The 24,961-nt window shown below is 36.9% G+C and carries 22 protein-coding genes; 6 read left to right on the top strand and 16 right to left on the bottom strand.

All coding sequences use genetic code 11. The features are described 5' to 3' along the window. Nucleotides 1-46: 46 nt before the first annotated feature. Nucleotides 47-1,039 (bottom strand): pentapeptide repeat-containing protein, encoded by a 993-nt coding sequence (locus WJM97_RS17215; RefSeq protein ID WP_353930007.1) that lies wholly within the window; start codon nt 1,037-1,039, stop codon nt 47-49. A 70-nt stretch (nt 1,040-1,109) separates the two neighbouring features. Next, the gene (locus tag WJM97_RS17210) at nt 1,110-2,027 is read right to left on the bottom strand and encodes a hypothetical protein (RefSeq protein ID WP_353930006.1); all 918 of its coding nucleotides are present in this window, start codon (nt 2,025-2,027) and stop codon (nt 1,110-1,112) included. Nucleotides 2,028-2,828: 801 nt separating this feature from the next. On the opposite strand from WJM97_RS17210, the gene WJM97_RS17205 reads away from it, so the two are divergent. Next, complete coding sequence (locus tag WJM97_RS17205) at nt 2,829-3,335, top strand: single-stranded DNA-binding protein (protein WP_353930005.1); 507 nt, start codon at nt 2,829-2,831, stop codon at nt 3,333-3,335. A 68-nt stretch (nt 3,336-3,403) separates the two neighbouring features. Here WJM97_RS17205 and WJM97_RS17200 read toward each other — a convergent pair whose 3' ends face one another. From WJM97_RS17200 to WJM97_RS17185, 4 genes are all read right to left on the bottom strand, one after another. Further along, nucleotides 3,404-4,282 carry an NAD(P)-dependent oxidoreductase gene (locus tag WJM97_RS17200; protein ID WP_353930004.1) on the bottom strand — a complete coding sequence of 293 codons (879 nt, stop codon included), beginning with the start codon at nt 4,280-4,282 and terminating at the stop codon, nt 3,404-3,406. A gap of 425 nt (nt 4,283-4,707) precedes the next feature. Next, a complete protein-coding gene (locus WJM97_RS17195) occupies nt 4,708-5,901 on the bottom strand; it encodes a class I SAM-dependent methyltransferase (RefSeq protein ID WP_353930003.1) in 1,194 nt (397 codons plus the stop codon). A gap of 14 nt (nt 5,902-5,915) precedes the next feature. Beyond that, nucleotides 5,916-6,455 (bottom strand): GAF domain-containing protein, encoded by a 540-nt coding sequence (locus WJM97_RS17190; RefSeq protein WP_353930002.1) that lies wholly within the window; start codon nt 6,453-6,455, stop codon nt 5,916-5,918. Between the two features lie 293 nt (nt 6,456-6,748). Beyond that, a complete protein-coding gene (locus WJM97_RS17185) occupies nt 6,749-7,933 on the bottom strand; it encodes an NAD(P)H-quinone oxidoreductase subunit H (RefSeq protein ID WP_353930001.1) in 1,185 nt (394 codons plus the stop codon). Nucleotides 7,934-8,174: 241 nt separating this feature from the next. Between WJM97_RS17185 and WJM97_RS17180 the strand changes: the two genes are divergently transcribed. The 3 genes from WJM97_RS17180 (at nt 8,175) to rsmH (ending at nt 9,748) form a co-directional block, all read left to right on the top strand. Beyond that, a complete protein-coding gene (locus tag WJM97_RS17180; RefSeq protein ID WP_353930000.1) occupies nt 8,175-8,336 on the top strand; it encodes a hypothetical protein in 162 nt (53 codons plus the stop codon). Between the two features lie 77 nt (nt 8,337-8,413). Then, nucleotides 8,414-8,836, top strand: coding sequence for a hypothetical protein (locus tag WJM97_RS17175; protein ID WP_353929999.1), 423 nt, complete (start codon nt 8,414-8,416; stop codon nt 8,834-8,836). 18 nt (nt 8,837-8,854) lie between these two features. Beyond that, nucleotides 8,855-9,748 (top strand): 16S rRNA (cytosine(1402)-N(4))-methyltransferase RsmH, encoded by an 894-nt coding sequence (gene rsmH, locus WJM97_RS17170; RefSeq protein ID WP_353929998.1) that lies wholly within the window; start codon nt 8,855-8,857, stop codon nt 9,746-9,748. 96 nt (nt 9,749-9,844) lie between these two features. On the opposite strand, the gene WJM97_RS17165 is transcribed toward rsmH, so the two are convergent. The 6 genes from WJM97_RS17165 to WJM97_RS17140 form a co-directional block, all read right to left on the bottom strand. Further along, the gene (locus tag WJM97_RS17165; protein WP_353929997.1) at nt 9,845-11,725 is read right to left on the bottom strand and encodes an ABC transporter ATP-binding protein; all 1,881 of its coding nucleotides are present in this window, start codon (nt 11,723-11,725) and stop codon (nt 9,845-9,847) included. 106 nt (nt 11,726-11,831) lie between these two features. Beyond that, on the bottom strand, nt 11,832-13,997 hold the full coding sequence (locus WJM97_RS17160) for a tetratricopeptide repeat protein (protein ID WP_353929996.1): 2,166 nt from the start codon (nt 13,995-13,997) through the stop codon (nt 11,832-11,834). Between the two features lie 239 nt (nt 13,998-14,236). After that, nucleotides 14,237-14,416, bottom strand: a complete 180-nt coding sequence (locus WJM97_RS17155) for a ssl1498 family light-harvesting-like protein (protein WP_353929995.1) — start codon at nt 14,414-14,416, stop codon at nt 14,237-14,239. A 471-nt stretch (nt 14,417-14,887) separates the two neighbouring features. Continuing rightward, nucleotides 14,888-15,556: a Coq4 family protein gene (locus WJM97_RS17150; protein ID WP_353929994.1), complete on the bottom strand. Its 669-nt coding sequence runs from the start codon at nt 15,554-15,556 to the stop codon at nt 14,888-14,890. Further along, entirely contained in the window at nt 15,481-15,765 is a 285-nt protein-coding gene (locus tag WJM97_RS17145) for a transposase (RefSeq protein ID WP_353929993.1), read from the bottom strand. The genes WJM97_RS17150 and WJM97_RS17145 overlap by 76 nt, the downstream gene beginning before the upstream one ends. Nucleotides 15,766-15,906: 141 nt before the next feature. Further along, complete coding sequence (locus tag WJM97_RS17140) at nt 15,907-15,951, bottom strand: KxYKxGKxW signal peptide domain-containing protein (RefSeq protein WP_353933199.1); 45 nt, start codon at nt 15,949-15,951, stop codon at nt 15,907-15,909. Between the two features lie 197 nt (nt 15,952-16,148). Here WJM97_RS17140 and WJM97_RS17135 point away from each other — a divergent pair, with 197 nt between their 5' ends. Next, nucleotides 16,149-17,102 (top strand): cobalamin-binding protein, encoded by a 954-nt coding sequence (locus tag WJM97_RS17135; protein WP_353929992.1) that lies wholly within the window; start codon nt 16,149-16,151, stop codon nt 17,100-17,102. 118 nt (nt 17,103-17,220) lie between these two features. Here WJM97_RS17135 and WJM97_RS17130 read toward each other — a convergent pair whose 3' ends face one another. Then, nucleotides 17,221-19,497, bottom strand: coding sequence for a bifunctional (p)ppGpp synthetase/guanosine-3',5'-bis(diphosphate) 3'-pyrophosphohydrolase (locus WJM97_RS17130; protein ID WP_353929991.1), 2,277 nt, complete (start codon nt 19,495-19,497; stop codon nt 17,221-17,223). Nucleotides 19,498-20,006: 509 nt separating this feature from the next. Here WJM97_RS17130 and patD point away from each other — a divergent pair. Next, on the top strand, nt 20,007-20,339 hold the full coding sequence (gene patD, locus WJM97_RS17125) for a heterocyst frequency control protein PatD (RefSeq protein WP_353929990.1): 333 nt from the start codon (nt 20,007-20,009) through the stop codon (nt 20,337-20,339). A 15-nt stretch (nt 20,340-20,354) separates the two neighbouring features. On the opposite strand, the gene WJM97_RS17120 is transcribed toward patD, so the two are convergent. The 3 genes from WJM97_RS17120 to WJM97_RS17110 form a co-directional block, all read right to left on the bottom strand. After that, nucleotides 20,355-20,966: a hypothetical protein gene (locus tag WJM97_RS17120; RefSeq protein WP_353929989.1), complete on the bottom strand. Its 612-nt coding sequence runs from the start codon at nt 20,964-20,966 to the stop codon at nt 20,355-20,357. A 43-nt stretch (nt 20,967-21,009) separates the two neighbouring features. Then, on the bottom strand, nt 21,010-24,426 hold the full coding sequence (locus WJM97_RS17115; RefSeq protein ID WP_353929988.1) for a Calx-beta domain-containing protein: 3,417 nt from the start codon (nt 24,424-24,426) through the stop codon (nt 21,010-21,012). 203 nt (nt 24,427-24,629) lie between these two features. Beyond that, nucleotides 24,630-24,884, bottom strand: a complete 255-nt coding sequence (locus WJM97_RS17110; protein ID WP_353929987.1) for a transposase — start codon at nt 24,882-24,884, stop codon at nt 24,630-24,632. Between the last annotated feature and the right edge of the window lie 77 nt (nt 24,885-24,961).

Below are 24,961 nucleotides of genomic sequence, written 5' to 3'. Positions count from 1 at the left end.
GATAATTTATAGCTTGTATTTAGGGTTTGCTGACTAAGATTTTGTATTAGTAGTTAACTGTACCATCAGGCATTATTGTTTCATGCAAATTAGCACCCATGAGATTTGCTGTACTTATTTCTGCTCTAATGAGAATTGCTTTACTTAAATTAGCACCCATGAGATTTGTTCTAGCCAGATAAGCATCTACCAAATCTGCTTCATTTAGGTTAGCTCCGCGCAGATTCACCCTACTTAAATCGGCTCTACTTAGTCTAGCAAAACTCAGATTTGCCCCACTCATTTTGGCTTTATTTAGCTTTGCATCTGCTAACAATGTACCTTGTAAGTTAATATCTGTTAGTTCAGTTTCACTCAGGTTGGCTCTGTCTAGTCTGGAATTCATCAAATTAGCTGCTTTTAAATTAGCACCTGCAAGGTTAATCTCAGTCAGAGATGCGTTTTGTACAATGGCTTGACTGAGATTTGCACCACTGAGATCAGCACCACGTAGGGTTGACTCACTCAAATTAGCACCACTTAAATCAACTTTTGCTAAATCCGCACCTGTTAAATTAGCACCTCGTAAGTCAGCTTTATGTAGATTAGTACCCCGCAAAATAGCATTGTAGATTCTCTTTTCTTCCCGGAGATTAGCGCCTCTTAAACAAGCTCCTGTCAGGTTAGCACCGCTAAGATTTGCACCACGTAAATCTGCATTCATTAAGTTAGCATCTAGTAGATCCGCTAATGTTAAATTAGCGTTGCGTAAATCTGCACCTTCTAAGGTTGCACCATGTAAATTAGCATCATGCAAATTGGCACTGATTAAACTTGCCTGATTTAAGTTAGCACCACTCAGATTAGTAGATATTAGGTTGGCTTTATTTAATATTGCTCGACTTAGATAAGTAAAAATGAGAATGGCATCTCGCAAGTTTGCTCTATTTAAGTCTATACCAATCAAGTCTGCACCAAATAAATTAACTCCGTTGAGTTGAGCTTCAATAAACTTTGTTTCTCCGTCTGCATATCTCTTAATAATCTCGTTAGCATCCATATTTTTGGCTGTTAATTAATATTGATTTTTCCCGTTTACCCAAGAAGATTCACAGTTTTAGTAACTGTTATTAATTATTATGCTCTTGTCTGAACATATTTATTTTTGGTGGTTCTATAAATTGACAGGTGTTACCTTGATCATCTTCATAAAAGTCGAAATCATCAATATCTGTTGTTGCTAGTTGATATTCGGAGTTAACAATTAACTTATCTTCTTGAAGATGATACTGATTCTTAGGTTGATGTTGATATGGATGACAGGAAATGTTACCATATAAGCTTCGCATGAATTGAAGAATCGCGCCTACTGATTGAATAGTTTCATCTTGATCTCCTAAAGAAACTATACTATTGTTTAGTTTGATTTCAAGCTCTTCAAATGTTTCACAACTAGCAAATAATTTTTGTAATAAAGTATCCAAATTTTCTTGTTTTAGTTTTGACCAATCATCATTTTGAAAATTAAACTGGTTATTCAGAGCAGAAAATAAAACAATTTTAGCTCTCAATGGATTTGTATATTTCATAATATTTTGCCGCAAATCAAAAGGATTATATTCATACTTGATTTGATGGTTTTTCAATTCTTCTACCAAGCTGGCAGATATTTCTTGTTGATTTTGATGATACGTTATGTGTGTTGATTCTTCAGAATGTGCATAATTTAGCACTATTTCTGTATTTTCTGCATGGGTTACATAGAGTTTTTCTAATTCCCCTAAAATAGTATTGGCGACTATGGAATATTCACCAGGTTTATTCAGGGTATTAACGATTTGTGATAATGTATAGTTAACGTGTTCTATTGTTGGATGATGATCATACAATTCTTGAATAAGTTCAGATGATTTAAATGTATTCAATATTTGTTGATCATTTTGCCAAATATTTTTACAAGCACAGAAGATTAATTTTTTAATTCGCCTTGAGTTGGTATGAGTATCTAATTTGTATGCTATTTCATAAATAATAGACTGATTAGTCATAATTAAAGCCCCATCATAGGTTTCGACATAAATTATAGCCGTACTAGCACTCCAGTAGTTAGTAAAAGTTTTTTTACTTCAGTATTGAAAATTAAATTTGATTGATTTTTAATCAGATATAGAATCTTATATTGCCGCAAAATAATATATATATGTCTTTGTTCAAATACAAAAACAAATTGTTGGTTTACTATATGTATTAACGGGTTTACTTAGATGTTGATAATTTTAGTTAAGTACCCATGCAAAATTAATTGCACATTTGGGAAAACAATAGAAATCTCTGTATCTCTTGTCTGTCACCTGTCACCTGTCACCTGTCACCTTCCCTAAATATGAAATTAGGACTTACGCAAGAAGTCTATCAAACTCCTATCCTCTGTATTCTCTGCGTCCTCTGCGGTTTGGTATTCCGTAATTCGTGCGTAAGTCCTATGATAGTAACGTTTTTTCCTGATCACACCGTTGCTAAGTAGTCCAATTTAGTCCTTGATATCTATGTGAGGATTTTATGTTGCCAGGTTTAACAATTGTATGATACATGTGTACTACTCGTGCAGAATAAAATGCTCGTTTTGGTCAGGCGTAGTTACTAAACAACTGTTAAGGCTATTCATCAGCTATTTAATCTTTGTTCGCAGCTATCGCTTGACTTTTGCTATGCCACTTGGATTTGATATTTTTGACTATAAACACCCTTTTATGTCAGGGTTGTATAGATTCATTTGTCACAATCATTTTTCCAATTGGTATCATGGTGGTCAGTCGGAAAAAGTAATAATTCGATTAAAAGGAAAGATTATGAACAGTTGTATTTTAATGGTAGAAATCTATGATGCTCCCCAATTACGGCATACACCGGATGGCTTGGAAGTGACAGAAATGATCGTTCATGTTGCCGGGTTGAGGCCAGATGATCCTTCATACCCTTTAAAAGTAATATCTTGGGGAAATTTAGCCAAAGAAGTTCATCAAAATTATCATCCAGGAGATCGCGTAGTCATTGAAGGTAGATTAGGAATGAACACCTTTGATCGTCCTGAAGGTTTTAAAGAAAAACGCGCTGAGTTGACAATACAAAAAATTCATGTTGTGAGTAAGGGTGTGCAAACAAGTTCACCAGTAGCGGCCACTGTACCACCAGCAGTACAGCATCCCGCAGAAACATATCAACCAGCCCCAATACCCACAACCACAGTACCTCAACCAGCAACCCCAGAACCTGCCTATCAACAGGCAAACTTTCAGCCTCCATCCTATGAACCGATGACAGAGGCAGAACCTGATCCAGATGACATCCCATTTTAATCAGGTTGGCAATAGGTAATAGGTGATTAATTAAAATTATCTGTCACCTGTCACCTGTCACCTGTCAACTATTCTCCGCTGGCTTCTCCCCATTCACGGATAGCGGGGAATACTGAAGAATAGTCATCTTCGGGATAGGACATTTTCATTGCTGACTGTAAAATGTGTTTTACGCCCTCAATACTGCTGAGATTCAAACCAAGGGATTTAGCTTCAGAGATAAATAAATCTATTTCTTTGATCAATTGTTTAGTCGGTAAGTTGGCTTTTGTGTAGTTGCCTTCTAACATCCGCTTCAGGTTTTGATCAAAAATGGGGGCATAAAGTTTACTGTCCCGCAGGACACGCATGAATAAGTCTATTTCTATGCCTTGCATTTGTACAAAAGCTAGACTGAGGGCAAAGCTAGTAGTTAGGGAAGCAATGAGTTGATTGAGGGCTAAAGTTAAAGATGCTGCTGATCCTACAGGGCCAATGTAAACAGGATCGGGGCCAAAATTTTGTAGTAATTTGAGATGGCGTTGGTATTGTTCTTGTTCACCACCGACCATGACAATTAATTTACCTGTTTCCGCTTCTGGGGTACTACCGAGTACGGGTGCTTCTATGTATTCACCACCTGCTGCAACTACCGCATCTCTAATTTCTTGGCTTTCTTGGGGGGTGGTTGTTCCCATTTGAATGATGCTGCGTCCTGATAAAGTATGCCAAGAGGTATCTGTGAGCAAGACGTGATAAATAGCTGCGGCGTTGGAGAGCATCAGAATTATACAGTCAGCAGAGCGAATGGCTTCACGGGGTTTTGTGGCAATTTCTGCCCCGGCTGCTTGTAGCGGTGCTAATTTTTCTGGGGTGCGGTTGTAGGCTATTAGTTCTATGTTGGCAGCTAATAACCTTTGAGCCATCGGTAGTCCCATCAGTCCAGTTCCCAGAAATGCAACCTTCATGTTTCACTTTCCTTAGTCATTGGTTATTGGTTATTGGTCATTGGTAGAGAAGGAAATAGGGAATGGATAGTGGGGAATTTTTTTGTTTCCCCGTTTCACAGTCTTTCTATTTCCCCATCCTCCTATTTTCCAACTAGCCGCCGGCAGCGAAAGTTGCCATAATTACAACTGATAGTAAAATGCCGGGGCTAAGTAGGGTTACTAACAAAATCAATTCATGAGCAGTCATAATTTATTTATTTCCCAAGGTTTTTAACTTTAATGTAATCACTGTTATGCTAGTCCAAGAAGGACAGATTCAGGATTCTTATATATAGTTTTAACCTTTGATAGTCCCCGTCAAAGTGGTGGTTGACAACATGATCAGAAAACTTCGACAAAAATAGACTTTTAATACTGTCACCGTGGCGTAGCACCTGTCACCTCTACTCTGGTATGGTTAGTCCTTGGAGCGATCGCTGACTTTGTGTTTGTGTTAATCCTTTGCTTTGTACTAGAACCCCAAAGTTACCTAGTCCTTCTGGGGAAATTAGCTGGTGTAATGATTCTCGGCGTTTGAGTAGCTGTGATATGGATTTTTCTTGATCGGAAAGGGCGGCTATTCTTGCACCTAAACCCAATGCCATTAAGAATAAACCTTGTTGTGTCCAACCCACTGGATTTAAACCGCATTTTTGACCCCAAACTTCTAAAGCTGTAAAGTCAACATGGGCGGTAATATCTTGTTTGCCGATGTTGATGTAGGGGTTGTTGTGATGACGATGCTGGTAGTAGCACTGTAGAGTTCCTTGCGATCGCCTGGGGTTATAATAACGGCTGGCAGGATAGCCATAATCAATTGTTAACACATAACCTCGTTCCAAGCAGTCTGCCACTATACTCAACCAATCAAAAGCAGCTAAATTAATTTCACTGCGATAACCGTCTTCATAGGCATTTTGGCTGATATCTATTTCCACTAATTGTAAATATTCTGCTAACTGTGGTGTGGATGGTTCACCTATTACTTCTATAAATGAATTTTCAGAATATTCAGAAACATTACTTCCTTGATTTTTCTGAATTGTTACATAAATTTCTTGTAATTTCCCTTCTTGTAAAACAAACTGATGCACGGGGAAAGCATCTACTAATTCATTTGAGAAAAAACAACCGATGATAGAGTTTGGTTTAATTTCATCCAAAGTCAACCATTTTACCGGAAATTCCTTTAATTTTTCTTGTTGTTCCTGTTTTAAACTTGGGGATTTTTCAACAATGATATATTCTACTGCTCTGAAAAAATCCAAATAATTTAATTGTAGATGAGTTAAAATATGGGCTGCTAAAATACCTTTTCCTGCCCCCATTTCTACTAAGTAAAATGTTTTTGGTTTTCCTAAAATTTCCCACATTTGGAAAAATTGGATAGCTAGTAATTCACCAAAATCATTACCTAAACTAGAAGATGTAAAAAAGTCACTCCCTTGAAAACCAATATTAACTGCATTACTGGAATAGTAGCCATATTCTGGATGATATAGCACCATATTCATGTATTCGGCAAAGGTAATACGCTTGTGGGGATTATTGTTGATCTGTTTGGCTATGATTTGATGTAGAGCGGGTTGGGAATCCATAATTTCAAAAAAACTTAACTCTCTAAAACATTAGAGTCTGTAGATAAAGTTTGCGCTGCAATTTGCATCATTTTAATATCTGTTTCTAACCATAAGCGAGGTTTATGACATTGATGGGCTATTAACAAACCCCATAAACCTCTTGGTACCAAAACTGGTACTACTAAGTTAGCACGTACTTGGATGCTGCGAAGAAAATCTCGATGACAAGTTTCAATAGGTTCTAATTCGATATCAGCGATCGCTTTTGTTCTTCCTGCTAAATATAAAGCTGCATACTCGTAGTTAAAACAATTCTCTGCACCAGTTGAACCAAATATTGATAATTCTTGAGAAATCAAAGACTCAAATGTTACCTGTCCATACCATTCTTCATAAAAGTAATACAACACTACACGGTCAACTTCAAGGGATTCTCTCACTTGATTTATGGTATTTCGGATTAATTCATCTCGCTGCATTTTGCTGATCAGTCGCTCAAGTAGTTGCTGTAAACCCTGCTCAAGAGGATGATTAGGAATGTTTTCAAATTCTGCGTTAGAATAAGTTTGCATGATATAGATATAAAATAATAATCAGGTAATTTTTTGGCTTTCTATAGGAACTTATTATAACATTTGAATTAATTCAGCAAAGAATTTCTTGATTAGTCACGATTTTTCCAAAACATAATCAAAACAGTAACTTGAAAAAATGATTTTACTGGTAATTTTAACTAAAAATTTATATTTAAAAAAAAACAGAAAAACACTATATCTCATTTCCAAAGCATTTCATCTTATTTCACATCATATAAAATCTAAAATCCCCGACTCCAGAACGAAATCGGGGATAAGGGTAATTGTAATTATCTATCAACAGAACCCATAATCACGTCAATACTACCCAGAATAACCACCACATCTGCTAGTTTCACACCTGTTAATAAACTAGGCAGAATTTGCAGGTTGTTGAAGTCAGCAGGGCGAATTTTCCAGCGCCAAGGGAAAACATTATTATCACCAACTAGATAAATTCCTAGTTCACCTTTACCGCTTTCGACACGGGAGTAAATTTCACCTTGAGGAATTTTGAAAGTAGGAGAAACTTTCTTACCAACGTATTGATAATCAAAAGCATCCCACTCAGATTTTTTACCCGCCATCATCCGTTGAGCTTCTAGGTTTTCGTAGGGACCACCAGGTAAACCTTTGATGGCTTGTTTGAGTATCTTGACAGATTCCCGCATTTCCCGCATCCGCACCATGTAACGCGCCAGACAATCACCTGCGGTTTCCCACTGTACATCCCAGTCGAAGTCATCGTAACATTCATAGTGGTCAACTTTGCGTAAATCCCACTTCACCCCAGAACCGCGTAACATTGGGCCAGAAAGCCCCCAGTTAATCGCTTCTTCGCGGGTAATTGTACCGATACCTTCAATGCGGCGACGGAAAATCGGGTTATTGGTAACTAAGCGTTCATATTCATCTACTTTAGGTAAAAAGTATTCACAAAATTCTAAACACTTATCTACCCAACCATAGGGTAAGTCAGCAGCTACACCACCAACGCGGAAGTAGTTGTTATTGACCATCCGATAACCTGTAGCAGCTTCCCACAGGTCATAAATCATTTCTCGTTCCCGGAATTGGTAGAAAAAGGGAGTTTGAGCGCCTACGTCAGCAAGGAAGGGCCCAAACCATAATAAGTGGTTGGCAATGCGGTTCAGTTCCAGCATAATTACCCGGATGTAACTAGCGCGTTTGGGAACTTCCACACCAGCTAGTTTTTCCGGTGCGTTAACTGTTACTGCTTCGTTAAACATTCCCGCTGCATAGTCCCAACGACTAACGTAGGGGACATACATGACTGTGGAACGGCTTTCGGCAATTTTTTCCATTCCTCGGTGTAGGTAGCCAATGACTGGTTCACAGTCAACGACATCCTCACCATCCAAGGTAACAATTAATCTGAGAACCCCGTGCATGGAAGGGTGGTGAGGCCCCATATTTAGCACCATTGGTTCAGTGCGGGTTTCTATTCTACTCATAGATTTTGTTGTTCTCCCGTTATCAAGAATTTGTATTGAACCGCCAAGATGCTAACCAGAGGCGATTTACCGCATCTGCTAATTTTCAGCTTGTCAGGATAGCAGGTTTGGAGTTGTACGTGATGTTTTATTTTGTCTAGCTTCTTCAATTATTATAGGGATCTGGCGATTCCAGAGATTAATACTCTATATTTTTTTTCATCTACCTTGAGGGTGTATGTGGGATGGCAATATTTAATCAGTGGTATTATCTAATTATGAATTTTATCTAAATCTGGGTAATTTTGCTGATTTTATGTTGGTGGTTAGTTGGAAAAGAATGACGTTAGGAGAAAAAATTGATAGTGATGAGGTTTTACTAAAGCATGAAATTCTGGAATCTGACTTAGTAATTAATCTATAAATCAATGAGATGCTCATGAAATAGCCTACAAGCAATATCCCTGGTCTATAATTATCACTAAAGGAGCATAAGTAAGAATGAACAAAATATCTGAACAAAAGTTTCTGGTAGCATTAGACATTTGTGAATCATTAATTGATTTTAAATATCGTCCTACAAATTCAACCTACCAAGCAATAGAGTTATTTTGTGAAATCGGTAAAAATCCTTTTGAATTATTAGAATTATGTGAAAAATATTTTATTAAAATTACTAAGGTATGTGATATTATTAAAGAATATGCCACAAGTGTAGATAATTGGCGTGTTGATTGTCCCCTTGGTTTTGGCGCAAAAGATCACTGTAGTTTTTTGAGCTTTTTCCTGAATCTTGATCGTTGTCAATTTGAATATTTCACAGATAATTTTACAACACCAGAAGAAATTGCTGAATTGTTTAAAGATTGGCAGGGAATTGATTTTAGTCCTCTCCTTGAAAAGCAAAAAATAGTTACATTTTAATAAATTAATCAACTAATAATGCAATCAGATTTACAAACTCCCATAGATTTAGATGAAGTTGCTTTTTCTCACATTCCTGTTTTAAGTCAGGAAGTAATTACGGGTTTAGATATTCAACCAGGTGGAAATTATTTAGATTTAACTGTGGGTGGTGGTGGTCACAGTCGCTTAATTTTAGAAAGTGCTGAAAATATAAAAATTACCGCAGTTGACCAAGATTTGGATGCTTTAAATGCAGCAAAAAATAATTTAGCTGAGTTTGGAAATAGGGTTAATTTTATTCATAGCAATTTTGCAGATTTTCAATTTCCTGAACATACTTATGATGGAATTTTAGCTGATTTGGGGGTGAGTTCCTATCATTTGGATAATCCAGAAAGGGGTTTTAGTTTTAGAAATGCTGCTAATTTAGATATGCGAATGAATCAACAACAATCTTTAACCGCTGCTGATATTATTAATGAATGGGATGAAAAAGAGTTAGCTGATATATTTTTTAAATATGGTGAGGAAAGACTTTCACGGAGAATTGCGAGGAGAATTGTAGAAAAGCGTCCATTTAATACGACGACAGAATTAGCAGAGGCAATTTTTTATTCTGTTCCTCCTAAATATCGTCATGGAAGAATACACCCTGCAACTCGTGTTTTTCAAGGTTTAAGAATTGCTGTTAATGATGAATTACAGGTGTTAGAAACGTTGATAGCAAAAGCACCACCCGCGCTGGTTGTTGGGGGGAAAATTGCTATTATTAGTTTTCATAGTTTGGAAGATAGAATTGCTAAACATGGTTTGAGAGGTTCGGAGTTATTAAAGGTGTTAACTAAGAAACCCATTATTGCAACTGAGGAAGAAATTAAACAAAATCCCCGTTCTCGTTCTGCGAAGTTGAGAATTGCGGAGAGGAAATAAGTAGGGTGCGTTAGCGACAGCGTAACGCACCAACACCTTGACAAGTAAACCTTTAATCATGGTGCGTTACTACAATAGTAATTTTCAAGTTTTAACTTAATTCAAATTTTTATTTTTCACTCTTTCAGGATTACCTGTAGGAATTGCTGCAATTAATTTCTGTGTATATTCTTGTTGCGGTTGCAGGTAAATATTTTCCGCTGTACCAGATTCTACTATTTTACCTTGATTCATGACCAAAATGCGATCGCTCATAAATTTGACCACACTTAAATCATGGGAAATGAAAATATAGGTGAGGTTAAATTCTTGTTGCAGTTCTTTTAATAGGTTTAAAACCTGTGCTTGGACAGAAACATCTAAAGCGGAAACCGACTCATCACAAATAATAAATTTAGGGTTTAAAGCTAAGGAACGTGCAATACAAACCCTTTGTCTTTGTCCACCGGAAAATTGATGAGGATAGCGGTTCATATCATCAGCACTTAATCCCACCCTTTCTAATAATTCTACCGCTCTATCTCTTCTTTGTTTTTTAGTTTTACCAACAGCATGAATTAATAAAGGTTCTATTACTGCATTACCAATTTTCATTCTGGGGTCAAGAGAACTAAAGGGATTTTGGAAAACAATTTGCATTTCTCGACGTAATTTTTGTAATGTATTTCCCTTGAGATTAGTGATATTTTGATCATCAAAAATAATTTTACCAGCCATTGGTTCAATCAACCTGAGTAAAGTTCTCCCCAAAGTTGTTTTACCACAACCAGATTCACCCACTAATCCTAAAGTTTCTCCCGGAAAAACATGAAAAGAAACATCATTAACAGCAAGATGATAACGTTTCGTTCCTCCAAAAACACCCCGAATGGGAAAACCAACTTTCAGATTATTAATTTCTAAAAGTGGTTTTTGAGAGGTAATATTTTCTAATCTTGTATGAATTTCTTCCCTGGTTACTTCCCTTGGTGCAGATGGTTCTTGGGGTTTAATTACGACTCTACCATCTCCATCTTCTTCCACATTCATATAATCAGAAACTGTCAGTAATTTATGGGGACGACTATCAAGAGAAGGACGACAAGCGACTAAACCTTTTGTATATGGATGTTGAGGATGACTAAAAATTTGTTCTGCTGCACCATATTCCACAATTTTACCTTTATACATAACTGCAACATAGTCAGCAATTTCTGAAACTAACCCCAAATCATGACTAATAAAAATCATTCCCATGTCACGACTTGCTTGTAATTCTCCCATCAATTCAATAATTGTTGCTTGGACGGTTACATCCAAAGCTGTAGTTGGTTCATCTGCAATTAATAATGATGGATTACAAGAAATTGCCATAGCAATCATGACCCTTTGTAGCTGACCTCCAGACAATTCATGAGGGAAACGTGCTAACATTGCTGATTTGTGTTCCTTCACTAATTGCGCTAACTGAAAATCATTAGGTAAAGGTGTTTGTGGGTTGGTAAAATGCCAATTATTTAAATATTGTGCTTGAATATTTTCATCACTTGGTAAAAGTTTAACTTCTTGTAAACCTGAAATAGCAATTCTTTTAGCTTCAGCTAAAGTCACATTTTGATGTCTCATAATTGCTTCTGTTAGCTGAAACCCAATATTATAAACCGGGTTTAAAGAACTCATTGGTTCTTGGAAAATCATCGCAATATCTCCACCCCGATAGAGTTGCATTTCCTCCGCAGGTAAAGCTAACAAATCCATCGGTTTAGCATTTTCCTGGGGACGAAATAAAATTTCTCCCTCACTCACCTGACCGGGATATTGCAACAAACCCATAATAGCTAACGCTGTCACCGATTTACCGCTTCCAGACTCTCCCACAATTCCTAGAGTCTCCCCTCGACATAAATTAAAGCTGATACCATCCACAGCTTTAACCTGACTACCATCACCGGAAAATTCAACTTGTAGATTGCGAACCTCTAGAAATATTTCTCTCATAAGTCTGAGTTGGTAATTAAACAAGGAACAGGTAATAAAAGAATATATTATATCAAGTCCGTTGAAATAAATAATTTGTAATTCAACCAATCACCCATTACCTAATTTACAACTTAGGTAAAATCTCAGGAATTAAATGACTAGGAATTTTTGATAAAGCTAGATTTTGTCCTTGAATACCTAACTCATTATGGAAGGTACGAATGATTTTGATTATATGATTGAAAGTTGTTTGATAAGCTTCTGGATTTTGCCCTAAACCAGCTAATGCTTGTGCATGATTAGCTAAAGAAGATTCTAAATGTTGAGAAAGCGTTTTCTTATCTTCCTTAAAATAAGGATCTGTAACTAATGTATAATGGGCTAAACCCAAGTTATTATAAGTTGCCAATAAATCAAAACTTAAATTAATTGAATTTAAGGAATTAGCTAAACTCACAGTTTCTTGATAGGTTTTAATACACAGTTGGAGAAAATTTTGACGAATTTCTTTGGTGACTTCTGGTAAATTAGCTATATGCCAATAAGCTGTTCCTAAATTATTCCGAGTTGCAGCACAAGCAGTAGGAGTATTATTCGGTGTGCGATATTTTAAAGCCTCTTGGTAAAAATCAACAGCTAACTGTAAATTTTCCAGTGGTTTATTATATTGAGATAAATTCCAATAAGCAGTACCAATATTATTTTGTAGCATTCCATATTTGCTAGGTTCATCATCAGCTTGATAATAAATCAGTGCTGATTTATAAGCAGTAATTGCTTTCTGTAAATGCTCAATTGGTTCGCTATATTGTCCTAAATGCCAATAGGCAGTTCCCAAGTTATTTTGACAAGCAGCATACTTTAAAGGATCACTTTTTTCTGTACGATAACGTAGTGCTTCATTGTAAGCCTGCACAGCTTTTTGCCAATTTTCTACTGGGTTAGAATATCTAGTTAAATCACCATAAGCTGTGGCTAAATTGTTTTGTACACGGGCATAAATTTCTGGTTGACTATCTGGGGTAATCAGTTTAATTGCTAACTGATAAAATTCAATCCCCTGTTCTATATAAGTTTTTCCTTCTTCACTACTTCCTGGTGTGCGGTGCAACATCCAGTAGAGAGTACCTAAATCATTTAATGTATCTGGTAAATGGGGTGAATTATCATCATGACTCACAGATTCTTGATAAGCAATGATCGCTACCATCAAGTTTTCTAAACTTATTTGTCCTTCTTCAATCCGGGAGCGATATAAATTGCCTAATTTATGATAACCAGTGGCAATTTCTTCTTTTGGTGCTTTCTGAATTTTTAATTGTTCAATTTCCCAAAGTATTTGTTTTGGTTGTAAATTTTCCTCGGCATCTTCAGAAATATTTTGATTTAGTGTGACTTGAACTAAAGACACTAACTCATCATTAATATGCAGCAAGGAAGAAAGTTTAGGAATAACTTGATTATTGGTAAATATTTGCTCTAAATTTTCTGATTTCTCGGCTAAATTCTCATAACTATCTTCTAGGAAATCATCATCTTCAATAAATTTAAACTCTTCAATAGTTTTATTAATTTCTTCCTCGGAAATTATAGATTCATCCGCAACTGATTTGTCAGTATTTTCTAAATCTACACTTCTTAAACTAGATAAATTTTCTGGATAAGAGCGATTATTTACTGTTGGTGTTGGTTCTCCTGCAAAAATAAATATACCTGTCCGACATTGCCAAAATTTGGGTGCTGACTGTTGGATAGTGTACAACCAAGGACGAGGAACCCAAAATAATAAACTAGATTCTAAAAATGAACTAGCTTCCTGGGTAGCAAAATACTGTTCACTTAACCGTAAATAATGAACAAATAAACGTTGTACAGATACTGATTGTTTGGTTAATAATTCTACACCAACAATCTGAAATGCTGGTATGGGTAAAGGACGGCCTGGTTGATCTTTTGTTTCACCAATGATTGGCGGTGGATAATTCGCTAACCATTGATTTATCTGGGCTATGGGGTTAGGATCGTTTAAGTTCAACCTTAATGTTACTAATCTAGGATAGGCAGGAGTGCTAATTCCTCCCGTCTCCCCTAGTTGATATAAAACTTGACCTACCGGATAGGCCAGGCTAGAATGCAATCTAGTGGCTATTTGATTTCTTAGGTGTAAGTCATCACATACGGCAAAAAATATCTGTCGTCGTAAACCAATGCTCAAGGCAAATTTTAGGCGTTGGTAGGTCTGCCGATTCAAGGTAAAATTATCTGTTGTTGAAGTTTCATTCACGCTCATGATGGCTACAAAAGCCTAATTACAATATATATCCTGATTAAAAAATCTCCTTATTTTGCTTTTCACATAAAAATTTTTTTTTCAGGATGAATTAACTTTTCTGGAGTTTGTAAGGTTAAAAGTGTTTAATTAGACTTAAAAATCTATTCAATCCTAGCAAAAAACCAAAAAATCAGGCTCTTCCTTAGATAAGAACCTGAAAAACTAAAGATATTTAATTTTATTAAAGTGTGTTGCTATTAACCAGCACTAGATACGGCGAAGGCTACATAAACCACACCACTCACTAAAAGCGCAGCAGCAACTCCTAAAATAATATAGGTACGCTTCTGCCCATTCGTTGGTGGTTCGGCTTGGTAAACTTTGGGTTCACGGGCAAAATTATTGAGAAGACCGCCTTCTTCTTCGGTATAGGGCATGAAATATTTCCTTATTATCTTCTTTTGTTTAATGTTACAGAGATTATATTTTTACTCTTACATTAAGATATAAAACTTAATATTTTGTTCACAAAACTTAATACTTTTAGCCATTTTTGCTATTGACAAAAGTATTAATTTATGTATTGGCGTAATGACAATATTGTATACTTTCTGCTATATAAAACCTAGACAAAGCTAGACTTCACTTTCTACTTCAATGGGAGCATGGGAGCGGTTATCCCTCGGTAGACTTGCACGCTGTAGCCCAACGCGACTTTCTCAAGTTAAGATTTGGAAACAGACTACCACTATCAATGCTTGGTTTTCGCGTCGGTAATAGTCTTATTCAATACTTGATATACTAGGATTATACATCAAGTTGGGATTTTTCTTAGCTAACTTATGTCAATGTTTGTCAACATAAGTCTATTTTTGACGATAAAATTGTCAACTTAGGACAAACTCTCTTTAAATTGAATTCATTCCTAATTGAGCGCGAATTTCAGTAACTGGAACATTCCAAAATTGATCCCATTTTTGAGTGATGAATTTAATAGGAGTATGAGAACCTAGATGATAACCACGAGATATTTCTGCCATTAAAGGTTTGAATTTAGTAGGTTGATAAAGACTAATTAAAACCATGCTAAAACTTACCAACATGATGCTGATAGGAATGGGAGTTTGTGCTAAGATAAAAGCCTGTAAACCCAATTCACCCACAACATCAGTATCAAAGCCAGCAACTACATGATAAATATCATGGGTAGTTCTCCAAAGCATCTTCAAATAAGAAATATCATCAACAACAGGAACTGTTTTGTAGAAGTTAGGATCAAAGCCTCTAGCTTTCATTTCCTGGGCATAAGTATAACCTAAAGTTCCTTGTGGAAGTTTACTTAATTCATCTAAATTTATCGGTGCAGGTAACCAGCGTTCTGTAAATAAGGAGTTAATTTCCGGATTTTTTTTCAGTTCATCTATAGTTAAATGTGCTATTTCTGTTTGATCAAGTGCATCTTCAAAGTCAAATACTGGATCAGTTCCATCATATTGTGTTTTTACTGCCTTTGATGACAGAAATTGAATGTAAGCCAAGAGTCCTTTATCATTGTTGTAGGTAATAAGATTATCCATGATAATTCTTCATTTGTCTGCGTTTGTAAATACTGAAAATATACTTTTATTATTGGGGATAGTAGAATTATTTTTCCTGTATCAAAAGGGAGATATATTGATATAATTAATTTTTCTGTATTAATCTGTGTCATTACGTGAAATCTATCAGCTACAACTTGAGCATTCGGCATTAATTCTGTTACTAAAGTTTTATAGCTACTCCACAAATCTATACTGACTGCTTCTATATTTTCTAGAATCTCTGTTCCCCATTCCCTAAAACAGGTAAAATTGCAATTAACTTGCTTTGCTCTAAATCTACTAATACCGCACAGTAATTCCTCTGTCCTTTCTGCTAATCTATTTGATCACGTCCTAATCTTTTTAGATTTATAGGTTTTAAATCGGGTAATTCTTGGATAATTCTGATGATGCGTCTTTTATATTAGATCAGTGTGTTGCATATTTATTGTTCTAAAGATAGATACTCTATTTCCGAAAGTCTGTGATAATAAAAGGTGGCAGCATCTGATAAAAAAATTGACTCCATTTATTCTGAACTTCCGTAATTCTAGAATCCCATAACTCCTTTCTCCAGGAGGTAAAACTTATGATAGATACAGATATAAGAATTGTCTCTCTAATTCCTAGCGCGACGGAAATTGCTGCTATACTGGGTTTACAAGATGCCATTGTCGGGCGATCGCATGAATGTGACTACCCACCAGAAATAGCACACCTGCCGATTTGTACCGAAGCCCGTCTAGATGGTAAAGCATCCAGCAACAACATTCATAATAATGTAGGTAAAATCTTACAATCAGCTTTAAGCATCTACAAAATCAAAACTGATGTTTTAGAAAAATTGCAACCTACCCACATTCTCACACAAGATCAATGTGATGTATGTGCAGTCAGCCTACCAGAAGTAGAAAAAGCCATTACCCAACTTACCCACAGTTCACCCCAGATCATTTCTTTACAACCTAATACCTTGCGGGATGTATGGAATGATATCGAGAGAGTAGGCCAAATCTTTGGTGTGGAATCAGTAAAAATACTAGAAAATCTAGAAGCAAGAGTAAAAATTTGCAATCGTAAAATTCAAGGCCTTTCCATCGGAGAAATGCCTACAGTCGCTTGTATCGAGTGGACTGATCCCCTGATGACTGCTGCCAATTGGGTTCCTGAATTAATCCATTTAGCAGGTGGACAGACTTTATTTAGTGCCGTTGGTAAACCTTCCGTCCGAGTAAACTGGGAAACATTAGTTGCTAGTAACCCAGATGTGATCATTTTTATGCCTTGTGGTTTTGACTTACAAAGAACTCAGGAAGAAGCAAAACTATTAACTTTGCGTCCAGAATGGGAACAACTCCACGCTGTCAAAACGGGAAGGGTATTTGTCACCGATGGTAACGCCTACTTTAATCGTCCTGGCCCTCGGTTAGTTGACTCTGTGGAAATTTTAGCGGAAATATTGCACCCAGAAATATTTGAATATGGTTATCAAGGTACAGGGTGGCAAACTTTCAAAAGCTATGAAAAATGTTTGAGTAGGTAAGCAGAAACCATATCATGTCCGTCTATCTACTATTTTGTAGAAATGTTTTTGTAGAAATGTTTTTGTAGAAATGTTTTTGTAGAGACGTTGTTGATTACGTCCCCACAAAGTCGTCAAACTATCCTGGGGATTCTTCAACTTGGCCAATTCTGCGAATGTTGAGAATATCACTCATTTTTTTAATTTGTATAAACACATTTTCCAATTGCGTGCGATCGCGGACATCAATACCTAAATCCATCAGTGCAGGTTGTCCTAAAGCCGTTTTTACATTAGCATGACGGACATTAATACCTTGGTCACTTAACCGGGACAAAATATCCTTGAGGATACCTACCCGATCCAAAGTTTCAATTTGAATATCTATAGCATAAGTGTAAGGACGGCTTTGAGTTTCTATAACTCCGGTGTTCCAACTCACAGGTACTAGCCGTTCACACTCCACATGATCTACATTTTGACATCCTTGGCGATGAACAGAAATACCTCGACCTCTTGTCACCACACCAATAATTCCTTCCCCTGGAATTGGTGTACAACACCCGGCAATATAGTAAACCAACCCCTCCACACCAATAATTGGTGAATCACTCGCACGGGAAGATATCGGTTGTGATTCTCTAGCAGTTTTTGAGGTAGATTCCTTGGGTATAAATGGAATCACATCAGCCACAGGTTGTTCTACCTTAATCACTTCTCGCCAGCGATTCAATACCAAATTTAAAGTAATTTCACCATAACCCAAAGCTGCTAATAAATCTTCAACACTGTGATAGTTGCACTTTTCTGCCACAGTGTGCATGGCATCAGACTTGAGTAAATTATCAAAACCCGTTTTACCCAATTCCTTCTCTAAAATATCCCTACCCCTAGCAATATTCTCATCTCGGTGCGATCGCTTGTACCATTGCTTAATCCGGTATTTCGCCGCCGAAGTCCTCACAAAATTTAACCAATCCAAACTAGGATGGCTATTTTTTTGCGTAATAATATCAACAATATCACCATTATGTAAACGCGTTGATAATGGTACAATCCGTCCATTTACCCGCGCCCCTGCACAATGATTTCCCACCTCTGTATGAATGCGATAAGCAAAATCTATAGTAGTAGCCCCAGGACTTAAAGGTACAACATCACCTTTGGGGGTGAAGACATAAACATCATCTTCAAATAAATTATCCTTGACACTATCTAAATATTCCTGTGCATCCTTTAAATCACTCTGCCATTCTAATAACTGTCGCAGCCAAGTAAATTTCTCATCTGTTCCCGTCACTTGACTATTAGAAGCACCTGTTTCCTTATACTTCCAATGGGCGGCAATGCCGTATTCTGCTATATGGTGCATTTCCATAGTCCGAATTTGCACTTCTAGCGGACGACCTGTTAAACCAATTACCCCAGTATGCAAAGATTGATAACGGTTAGGTTTTGGTAAACCAATGTAATCTTTAAATCTGCCAGGAATAGGGCGGAAAGAATCATGAACTACCGCCAAAGCCCGGTAACAATCTTCATTAGTCTGAACAATTATTCTCAGTGCAGCTAAATCGTAAATTTCATGAAATTCCTTTTGCTGTCGCTGCATTTTTTGATAAATGCTATGAAGATGTTTAGGACGGCCACTCACATCTAAACATTTAATCCCCGCCAGTCGCATTCGATCTTTTAAAACTTCCGTCGCTTTAGTTAATTTTTCTTCCCTAGCTGTTCTTTTTTCGGAAACGTGCTGTTGAATTTCTCTAAAAGCTTCCGGTTCTAAATATTTAAAAGCTAAATCTTCTAATTCCCACTTAATCCGCCAAATCCCCAAACGATTCGCCAAAGGTGCAAAAATATCTCTGGTTTCTTGGGCGCTACGACGACGGCTGGCTTCTGACATATATTGCAGAGTTCGCATATTATGCAAACGATCCGCCAACTTGACCACAATTACCCGGATATCCTGGGCCATTGCTAAAAACATTCTGCGGAAATTTTCTGCTTGGCTTTCGGTTTTGCTAGTGAAATTGATTTTAGAAAGTTTAGTAACACCTTCTACCAGTAGTCTAACTTCTGGACCAAAATTTTCTTCTATCTGTTCAATTGTAACTTCTGTATCTTCAACTACATCATGAAGAAATCCAGCTGCTATCATAGCAGGACTACCCCCTAAATCTCGGAGTAAATCGGCTACAGCAACTGGATGGGCAATATACGGTTCTCCAGATTTGCGTGACTGACCTTGATGGAGTTGATAAGCAAATTTAAAGGCATTACATATCAAAATAGAGTCATTGTGCGTTCGTTCATCTTCCCCCACATTACTTTTTGCTGATGTTTCTCGTAAACATTTCTTAAGCCATTCCGGGAGGCTGACATCAACTGAAGAATCAAGAAGTAAGCTGCTCATACAAGAGATATGATAGGTTTTTAGTGACTAAGTTCAGATATAGACGAAAATGACAGCACCGTCATAATTAGAAGATGCTGTCCCGCTGATGGGTGAAAAGTAGTACAGTCGAGATTTCCTGATTACTTACAAATATATATCCATTACTGGTTTCCAAATATGTAAGTTTAAAAATCTATAACTAATAATTTAAGCCTCAAACATAGTTCAACGCTTGCACTAAAATTAAAGTCTTCAGAAAGCAAATTTTAGAAAGAAATTAAGTTGAAATTAACACATATTGGCTAATTATACGGAAAAAGCATCCAGTTTAATTAGTTTTAGAAGCTCTAACTTCACGGACTGCGTTAAGATTCAACTGGGTACTGATAAGTTCAGCCAGTTGGTTTTTAAGGACAGAACTTATAATTTGTTTGTCTATTTTAGCTGATTTGACATAATATGTCTAATGTTTGGAAAAGTCGTAAAGTTTTGCAATACTATTTTTAGTAAATTTTATTAAAACTTAGATGTCTGTAAATCTGGAAATATATCAAAAATTTGTAACATTACTGGAGTTATTGAGTGATGATATCTCTGAAAATCTATTAGATGCTCCTGGTTTACGTCAAAGTCTGATTGAATTAAAGCAATACTTTGTTAAAGAAATTGCATCTTTAACAGATTTAAACTCACGTCAGCAGTCTTACCATACTGAGATGAGTAAGCAACTGCGTCTGTTAGAATTAGATATTACATTTCTGCAAGGAGCGAAAAAGCCTGAAACCATACAAACAAGAGTGAATAACATTAAAGAACGTCTTAACACCTTGGTATCATTTTGTCAGGCTATGATCAATTAATAGACAGAATACCTATTAATTCAGATTATTTAATTTTTGTTTGCGCCAAACACGATATAAGCCATTTAAACCGAAAATGGATAAACCTAATATGGGAGAAAATTCAAAAGGTACTGGTTCAGCATTAAAGTTACTCACACTCAAGACTCCCGATCCTCCAGAATTATCTACAGTAAATACTCGAAAACCGAAAGTGTCACCGGGATTGACTGTAAAACTCACAGGAGAGGTACTAAATTCTCCATCTGCTGATGCTAATACATTGTATACACTATTGAGTAGATAACCTGCTGTATCCTGTCCATCAATATCCAGTGATGAATAATTCCAATCAAAGCTGACTGCAAATGTATTGGTAGCAGTGGTAGTCCAGTCTGTGTTTCCAGAACTGAAGCTACTATTGTCACCACCAAATAAATTAATTGCACCACTAGCAGCATTAGTTGTGTCAACGAAACCATCAGCGTTACTGTTATTCAATGACCAATTACCAGGATCAAAATCACCAGTAAAACCACTTAAAGCCAGGGTTGGACTAGGTACACTCGCAAAGGTAATACAAGCAACGGAGGTTGCTAAACTCCAACGTACAAGAGAACGGTTAACAAGAGGATGTGCATTGAACATTTTTTACCTCACACAATTATGATTAATATTGAAACCTTTTTGACTAGACAATAGCTGAAAAGTAGTCATCCACTATTAAAGATCCATTGGGTATTGTACCTATCAAACCTGTTACTTCTATAAATAAGTCACTGCTGGAACTAAAGGCAGTAGTACCGTCATTAACAGATACATAGGTACGCCTAGTTGCTGGGGTAGCACCAAAACTAAAGAATACTGCTTGATTAGCCGCTAATGCTTGTGAACCTGCTGTAACTGGATCAGCGTCACTATAAGCAGCTAACACCGCTGCACTTAAATTTGCTGCACTGATAACACCTGCATTAAAGATAGCATCGGGTGGAGTATTTAGGAAAATGCGATCACCAGATCCTGGATTAAAATCACGGATACGATCTTGTGTACCAAAAACGGACTCACTGAAACTTTGATAAACGAAGTTATCAGCACCTAAACCACCCGTGATCACATCTCTACCTAAACCACCATTAATAAAATCATCGCCACTTTTCCCATCCAGAACATCATTACCCTCTAACCCAAAAATACTATCATTCCCATCTCCACCGGTCAGAGTATCATTCCCAGATGTTCCAGTTAGGGATAAATCAGGAATCGTATCATTATCTAAAATGGTAACTACACCTTGACTATCCCCTAGAGTCGCTCCATTAACATTACTCAAGTTCAGGAATAAAGTTTCATTTCCTTCTACCTGAGTATCTCCGACAATGGCCACACTCACCGTCAGTAAAGTATTTCCCGGAGCAAAAGTTAAAGTACCGCTGGTGCTAATGTAATCATTATCAGCTAAAGTGGCCGTACCATCAGCAGTAGCATAATTAACCGTGACAGATTGACCAGAAGCAGCAGATAACTGAACATTAAAGGTAGCTAAAGTAGTACCATTATTTCCTTCAGCTATACTCATATCATTAATACTCAGACTAGGTAAAGAATCGTTATCAATAATTGTCGCTACTGCTTGGGAAGTTTGGATAATGCCATTAGTGGGGTTAGTTAATAATAATCCAAAGGTTTCGTTACCTTCACTAAACACATCTCCAATCACATTCACAGTTACATTTTTACTCGTTTCCCCTGGATTAAAAGTGAGAATACCAGAAACAGAGTTGTAGTCATATCCAGAGTAAGCGCTACCGTTAAACGTAGCATAGTTAACTGTTACTGGTAGGGTATTAGGTGCATTTAGACTGACTGTAAATGTTAAAGGAGTTGTACCACTGTCACCTTCGGTTACGTTTGCCGCAATGACATTAATGTTACTCAACTCATTAACATCATTAATATTGACTGTAAATACTTTCTCAAAAAATAATCCACCTTGATCTGCTGTTCTCACACGGATACTATAGCTATTTTTGCTTTCGTAATCGAAAGCAGCGTTAGTTTGCAGTTGATTTCCAACAATGCTAAAAAAGCTATTATCCGTATCACCTGTACCTGTGACTAAACTGTAGGTAAAGGACTCGTTAGCATCTGGATCTGCACTGCTAAAGCTACCTACTGTTGTACCAATAGCTTGATTTTCGGGGACATTGTTATTACTGAGGAAAAGATTAGTAGGAGTGTCGTTAACAGCAGTAATACTGACGTTACGAGTAGCTAAATTGCTGGTAGCAATACCATCACTAACAGTAAATTCAATTGTGCGTGTTATGGTACTGGGAGCGTCGCTATTATTGGTGTAAGTAATAGAACGGAGAGCAGCTTGGTAATTAGCTACGCTAGATGTTCCTGTTAAATTTAAAACTCCTGTACTGCTGTTGAAACTACCTGTAATGCCGTTTTGATTGACGAAACTTAGGGTATCTTGACTGGAAACAAAACCAGAACTAAATCTTACTGTTGCACCTATAAGATTTACGGAATCAATATCATTGATGATAATTCCTGAATCTATCGCTGTAGTGGCATTTTCCAGATAAGATAGGGTGCTATTGGTTGTGGTGACAGTAGGAGGGTTATTAACAAACGAACCAGTAATAAAATACTGACCCAAACTACCATAATCTGTATACCCAGTACCTAAAGGATTTCCTTTACCAACACCATCAATTTTCAGATAATAAGTTCCCGCAGCAACGGTTGTAGAGATACTTGCAGAAAGTGATTCTGTAAAATTAGAAGATGCAATTAAATTCCCTGCCCCGTTATATAGCTCTGCTAAAATGTCTAGGTTAGGTCCACGTTCAAAGGGATTTACAGTTAGGCTAATAAAACCCGCACCAGTAGAAAAACGGTAAAAATCTACATCTGTATTCCGCTCGATGATCCCACTACCACTCAATGATGTCCCACTTTGGCTGAGTGCTTGAGCAGTGGCAATTGTATTACCAGTATCATCTGCTCGGTAGCCAAAACCGTTTTGGGTGGTAATAATGCTTAAGTCATCTTCTAGATTATTAGCTGCCAGATATTGACCTTTACTCCACTGGGTTAAGTTCTGGTAGTATCCTGCTCCCATAATTCCTGCCCAACCAGTTTCTCCACTACCATGTCCTTGATAGTATTCCTCTGCTGGGCTAGTTCGACCATCATGGTATAGTCCTAAAGTATGACCTACTTCATGGCTAATAGCTTCAGCTGTAAATTTTTCATTACCATTAGCTAGTTGGTCCTCAAAAACAAAAGTGGGAGTATCATTACCCCAATTGAAAGATTTCACATAAGCAACTCCACCAGCACCAGCGCCGAACCAGTCATAACTACTGCCACCAATAGCTACACGCACGCCCCAGCGAGTATCACCAGCACCATTATTAATCAGATCATTAATATCTGTTGGTGCTTGAGTGGTGACGTTGACATTAAAGGGGATAAAGTCTTCGGCTACACGTTGCCAAATATATTGGATACTTGCTAGTTCCTCTGTACTAAAAGAAGCTGTATTGCCATCAAAGTCATAGGCGGGGGTGACAATGTTAGCATTATTATTAAACTGACTATTCCAGAAAGTACCAGAGGTAGTGTGTCCGTTGAAATCTAAGTAAATTGTGTGATTAGCACCTGGTAAGCTGTTGAGGGTAAATGTGTTAGCTAAATTAACGGCTGTCTGTGGTGATGGTAATGTTTGCGGTTGATAATCTTGAGTAATCGGGGGTAAACTGCAAAATGAGCAGGTACAAATTGCTGCTTGTAAATTTTGTGTAGAGGCGTTGTTGTTCGAGTCTTGGTTAGGACTAAGATTGGCAATTCTAGGTTGAGTGACAGTGATGGGGTTTTGACTGTTAAAAGGTAATGAACTACTACTAGAGCTAATACTGGGAATAGCTGCGGTTAATGTGTCAATAAATTCACTTGTAGGTTCAGTTATATTGCTGATTAGCAAACTGCGCCCTGGTATTGTAATTCTTCCGCCTTGGTCTGTTGGTAAATCACTGAAGTCTGTAATTTGCCAGGATTTATTTAGTAAATCAAGTAAGGATTGTTGCAGCATATGTTAGTTTTTCACCTGGTTAAAAAGTATAGTTTGTAACTAAATTGATGGTAGATTTGGGGTAATTATCAATTCTAAATTCCCAAAAGTTCTAATAGTTCCAAAAAACATAGACAAATATCTTATGCCTTTCGTTTGCCGGGAATAACCCCGACTTTCTCGGACTACAACGCCCTCTATCCCTAGACTAAATGCTGTCGGGACTACTTTTTTTTAGTTAAACTTTGTAGTCGTTTAGAGGTCTTTTGATGTGCAGGTAGTAAAGATTGTAAATTGGCTTTTCTTTGATTGTAATAACGATTAATTGATTTGATAATCCGCCCGGAAACCAGAACTGGTATAAATCCCGGCTGGTTTGATGTTAAAGTTGCTAGATTATCTATTCCTAAATCAATCGCTGCTATGGAATTAGGGTCTAAACCATAATCTGTTTCCTCTTTTTCATAGACAACTTCCACTACATACTAAACCCTTGGCATCAAAGTATAGTTACCAAGGAAGATAATAACTATTGATTTACTGATACTGTTAAAAA

It is taken from the genome of Okeanomitos corallinicola TIOX110 (genome assembly GCF_038050375.1).
In the GTDB taxonomy this organism is placed as follows: domain Bacteria; phylum Cyanobacteriota; class Cyanobacteriia; order Cyanobacteriales; family Nostocaceae; genus Okeanomitos; species Okeanomitos corallinicola.
Note: the sequence above shows the minus strand (reverse complement) of the source record. Positions and strands in the feature narration are given on the sequence as shown.